The organism is Natronomonas sp. (assembly GCF_046710025.1).
Taxonomy (GTDB): domain Archaea; phylum Halobacteriota; class Halobacteria; order Halobacteriales; family Haloarculaceae; genus Natronomonas.
The window spans coordinates 1-4,890 of record NZ_JBKEGK010000196.1 but is presented as its reverse complement, the minus strand read 5'-3'; the positions used below and the strand labels follow the sequence as shown (position 1 = coordinate 4,890).

Here is a 4,890-nt window from a genome sequence, read left to right as displayed (position 1 = left end):
TTGCGCGACGCCGTCGAGGAACGGGCACCTGCAGAGCATTCTCACAGAGAGTTTCAGTCGCTCGCCGACCGGACCGAGGAACTCTCGGCGGCGGTGGAGGCGGTCGAAGTCGAGCTGGAATCTCTCGGCGGCCTCGAGGAATCGGTCGAGCGGCTCGGCGACGACCTCGAATCGAACACCGGCCGCATCGACACCGTCGAAGACAAACTCGACCGGCTCGCCCGTGCCGTCGTCGCCCGCAACCGCCGCGAATCGACCGAATCCGACTCCGAAAAGCGACTGGGGCGGATTCAACGCGACGCGAACAGAAACGGTGCGCTTGAGGCGAACTGTGCATCCTGCGGGAACCTGGTTCGGATCGGCCTGCTCTCGGAGGCGGCCTGCCCGCACTGCGAACACGAACTTGAAGGCCTTGAGACGCCCTCCTCGGTGCTCCGGTGGTTCAGGCGGCCGACGCTGACCGTCAATGGCGAGGCGGCTTCCGAGGCCGACGCCGTTGAGGATGGTTCCAACGTCGAGGCTGCCACCGATGCCGACGGAGGCGCCGACTCGGTGAGGCCGTCGGCCGGGGGCACACATGAGTGAGGAACCCCCGGATCATCCCACGGACCAAGATTTGGCGGCGGGGTCGGAACCCGATCCGGGCGACCCCGACGCCGTCGACGATCCCTTCGCCGAATTGAGTGAGGCCGGCGCCGATTTAAGCGTCGATGATCCCTTCACAGGGGTGGATGCCTCGGGCACTGACAGCGATACCGACGCCGCCGAGAATGCCGATGTCTCCGGCCCGAACGAAATCTCCCCGGTCACGGGTGGGGCCGCCGCCGTCTCCGAGGGGGACTCCTTCACCGAATTGGACGTTCCCGACGCCGATCCCGAGGAAGACTTTTTCCAGGAGATGGAGACCGCCGATCTTGACGAGGAAGCTGTCTGGAAGTCGGTCTTCGAGGAGCCCGCGACTGTCGAGCCCGATTCCGAAGAACGGGAGGGAGCCGACGCCGTCGTCCGAAAAGAACAGTACTGCAAGAAATGCGAGCACTTCTCTGAACCCCCGGAACTCGCGTGCGGCAACCCCGATACAGAGATCGTCGAGGTGGTCGGGGTTGAGGAGTTCCAGGTCCGGAACTGCCCCGTGGTGGCCGCTCGGCAGCGGGCGGACACGGTGTTCCCTGACGAGGGCTGAGGCTGTGGCGCGGTCGCGCTGCCGCGAGCCCGCACACTTTTATCGCTGAGGAATCTTCAGCAGTTATGCAGTTCTGTGAGGAGTGTGGCTCCCTGATGCACGCCGACGGCGATGAAATGGTTTGTTCTTCCTGCGGCGCGAGCCAGCGGAAGGACAAAGAGCGCGCCGAGTCGTTCGTCAGCACCGAAACCCAGACCGACGACGACGTGATTGAGTCCTCGCCCGACGCGGACTTCGAGGGGAAGCCGACCGCGACGGACGTAATCTGCGACGAGTGCGGCCACGATGAGGCGTGGTACACGATCAAACAGACCGGGAGCGCCGACGAACCACCGACGCGCTTTTTTAAGTGCCAGGAGTGCGGCAACCGGTGGCGCGGTTACAGTTGAACGTCACGGCCGTGGTGACACGGCCCCGAACCACGAGGCGGCTCAATCAGCCGGTTCGACGGCGGTTTCGCCTTTTTGAAACTGCTCGCGGGCGTACTTCGCCAACAGTACGAGCATCGCGAGCGTGAGAACGACGGCGAAGGCCAACACGGCCCCCGAAAGCGGTGAGAGCCCCACCGCGATCTGTTCGCGGAGGAAGTTCGCGGCGAGGGCTCCCGACACCGAGAGAAGCGCCAGACCGCCGATGTTGGTTACCGTGGCGGTCGGCCGCGACACCGCCGGAGAGTTCAGCAGGTACACGACCAGCGCGATTGCAAAGGGCGTTCCGACCGTTCCGAGCGCGAGAACGAGAACGAGTTGGCCGATTACCTGCCCGCCGATCATCGCGCCGGGGGCCGAAAGCAGCGCGACCGCGGCCAGAAGTCCCCGATAGCGCGGGTCCTCGACGGTCGTCCCCCAACCGAGTTTGTCGGCGAGGACGAACGGCGGGACAATAGTGTTGCCGCCCAGCGTCGACACCGCCGCGCCGCCGAGTCCGAGCAAAAAGAGCCACCGGGCGTTCTCGCCGACGAGCGGGCCGAGCGCCTGGGCAGCCCCAACGGTGGTGAGGTTGGGATCCGAAAGAACGCTCGCAGCGACGAGGAAGATCGCAACGCTGTAGATCCCGAAGGCAACGAGCATCGAAGCACCGATGTCGAACGTCGCCAGCCCGTATTCGCGGTCGGTCCATCCCTTTGCGCGCATCGTGTAGGAGTGCATCGTGATGAGCGAGATGTGGACCGCGCCGCCGAGGATGCCCGCGGCGACGAGCGCGCTGCCGCCAGGGAGCGACGGGACGAGTCCGGTGACGGCCGCGCCCGGTTCGACCGGCACGACGAACAGCGAGGCGACGAAGGCGACGACGACCGCGGCGACGAGGAGTTTTGCTGCGGTCTCCAGGAGGCCATAACCGCGGCCGGCGAGGCCGAGGGCGAGCGCCACGGCCCAGACAGCACCCCAGATCCAGGCGTCGGTTTGGGTGATCGTCGCCGAGACGCTCGCGAGCGTGTTCATGATCACGAGCTGTGCAACGCCGGCGACGAGCACTACGTCGGCGACCAGTAGCCACGCCCACCACTCGCCGAGGTGGTCTTCGACCACACTGACGATCCCGGACTCGGTGAGCAGCCCCAAACGCATCGCGAGATACTGGGCGAGCGCGCCGGCAAACGCCGAGAGCACCACGACCCACAGGAGGTCGTAGCCGTAGGTCGCGCCGCCGGTGATGAGACTCGCCATCGTCGCCGGCCCGGCCGCGATGGCGCCCGCGACCCACGAGGGACCCATCTCGTCCGCGTACCCGCGAAGGCGTGCGAGCGAGGCCATCATACACACCCCGGGAACTCGTCGCCGGCGATCGCCATGCTGTCGACCCACTCAGGGCGGTCGTCGGTGCTGAACCGCGAGCGCGAGCGCATGTATGCGACGATCATCGCCCGTCGCCACCGATCGCTCTCGTTGGTGGCGGTGTAGTGGGGCAACAGACAGTGTTGGAACAGCACGTCGCCGGGGTCCATCGGCAAGGAAACCGTGTCGCTTTCGTCGTAGTCGCGTTCGGAAACCGTGATGTCGGTGTCATACTCCTGGGCTTCGTGTTTCAGCAGGCCGTCGGTGTGAGCCCCCGGGACGACCTGCATACAGCCGTTCTCGGTCGTCGCCTCGTCGAGTGCAACCCACACTGTCACGTGATCCATCGGGCGGATCGGATAGTATGCCGCATCCTGGTGGAACTTCTTCGCGCTACCGACGCCGGGCGGCTTGAGCATCCCGGCACACCGAAGCAGTTTGAGGTTCGACCCTTGAAGCTGTGAGACCACCTCAAGGATGCCGTCGTGTGTCGCAAGGTCGGCGAAGACATCGTCCTCGCGGGCCATTCCGACCCCTTCGAACTTGCGGACCGGTTCGCCCTCGCGTTCGAAGTCCGCGGGGTCGACTGAGGGTTCGAGCATCCGCTCAAACCCCTCTTCGTCGCGGTCGCCACGAACGTACTCACGGAGGCGCGTTTTCAGCGCCGTCACCTCCGCCTCGGAAAGGACGCCATCGACGACGGCGTAGCCGTCCGTCTGGTATTGCTTGAACTGCGTATCGGTCAGTGGCATACCAAGTCGTGGTATTCAAGAGTAATAAAGCGCCACGTTCCGCAGGGGTTCCCAACGGGCGGCCGATCGACAGGCCGGTGTTGGCCGACATCCGTGGGCCAATATATACATTGAACTGTGTTTTACACTTCAGCGTCGGACTGAAATATGTAAACGGTCGTTGAACGCAACGGGATTGCTTATATACGCTCACAGCAGCGGTCGACAGTCGTCTATCGTTCCAGCCGAGATTATAACTTCGGTCCGGTGCCGCCCTGCGTCGACTCCTCGACGGGGCTTTTGTCCTCCTCGCGCCCGCCGAGATCAAGCATATCGGCCACCTTCCGGCGGTTGACCTCGCCGACGCGGTCGGCGATCGAGTCGGCCAACTCGACCATCGGGTCCCGGACGGGGCTACCTTCTAGTTTGACAACCGGGTCGGTGGTACCGTCGGCCCCAAAGTCCTCGTGGATCGGGATCTGACCGAGCAACTCGACATCATAGGAGTCGGAAATCTCCTGAGCCCCCCCGCGTCCGAATGGGTCGTGGGTCTCCTCGCAGCTCGGGCAGTGATAGAGGCTCATGTTCTCGACGATGCCCAACACCGGTGTGTCGTGCTTTTCGAAGAGCCGCAACCCTTTGCGAGCGTCGTCGACCGCCATCTGCTGGGGGGTGGTGACGATGGCGACGCCGGCGACGGGCAGCGTCTGAACGAGATCCAAGGAGGCGTCGCCGGTTCCGGGCGGCAGGTCGACGACGAGGTAGTCAAGCGCGCCCCACTCGACGTTCTCGAAAAAGTGCGTCATCACGTTGTTGACCATCGGGCCGCGAAGGATGGCCGGATCGTCCTTCTCACCGATGAGAAAGTCCATGCTCATGATCTTGACGCCGTCGGACGTCGGCGGAACGATCTTCTCTTGCGGCGTCACGCCAGGCTCCTCCTCGACCGGGAGGACGCGCGGGACGTTTGGACCGTGGATATCGGCGTCCAAGAGTCCCACACGCGCGCCCATCTGTTCGAGACCGGCCGCGAGGTTGGCGGCAACCGTCGTCTTCCCGACGCCCCCTTTGCCAGAGGCGACGGCGACGACGTTTCGGACGTTCGGCATGACCTCCTCGTCGAAGCCGTGTTCCTCGCCCGCCTCGGCGTAGAGGTCCGGTTCGAGGCCAACATCCCGGACCGCTTCGCGGACGGCGTTAC

At 64.8% G+C, this 4,890-nt stretch carries 5 protein-coding genes and 1 pseudogene; 3 read left to right on the top strand and 3 right to left on the bottom strand.

The window, feature by feature from the left end:
- The 3 genes and pseudogenes from ACI944_RS11760 to ACI944_RS11750 form a co-directional block, all read left to right on the top strand.
- A pseudogene (locus tag ACI944_RS11760) lies at window positions 1-585 on the top strand (hypothetical protein); the annotation flags it as partial.
- Window positions 578-1,183 (top strand): hypothetical protein, encoded by a 606-nt coding sequence (locus ACI944_RS11755; protein ID WP_411719243.1) that lies wholly within the window; start codon window positions 578-580, stop codon window positions 1,181-1,183. The pseudogene ACI944_RS11760 and the gene ACI944_RS11755, both read left to right, overlap by 8 nt.
- A 65-nt stretch (window positions 1,184-1,248) precedes the next feature.
- A complete protein-coding gene (locus tag ACI944_RS11750) occupies window positions 1,249-1,572 on the top strand; it encodes a transcription factor S (protein ID WP_411719242.1) in 324 nt (107 codons plus the stop codon).
- Window positions 1,573-1,614: 42 nt separating this feature from the next.
- Here the strand turns inward: ACI944_RS11750 and ACI944_RS11745 are convergent, their stop codons facing one another.
- The 3 genes from ACI944_RS11745 to ACI944_RS11735 form a co-directional block, all read right to left on the bottom strand.
- Window positions 1,615-2,940 (bottom strand): NRAMP family divalent metal transporter, encoded by a 1,326-nt coding sequence (locus tag ACI944_RS11745; RefSeq protein ID WP_411719241.1) that lies wholly within the window; start codon window positions 2,938-2,940, stop codon window positions 1,615-1,617.
- Window positions 2,937-3,710 carry a phytanoyl-CoA dioxygenase family protein gene (locus ACI944_RS11740; protein WP_411719240.1) on the bottom strand — a complete coding sequence of 258 codons (774 nt, stop codon included), beginning with the start codon at window positions 3,708-3,710 and terminating at the stop codon, window positions 2,937-2,939. Before ACI944_RS11740 ends, ACI944_RS11745 begins: the two co-directional genes overlap by 4 nt.
- A gap of 230 nt (window positions 3,711-3,940) precedes the next feature.
- Window positions 3,941-4,890, bottom strand: a 950-nt coding sequence (locus ACI944_RS11735) for an Mrp/NBP35 family ATP-binding protein (protein WP_411719239.1), incomplete at its 5' end; no start/stop codon positions are given.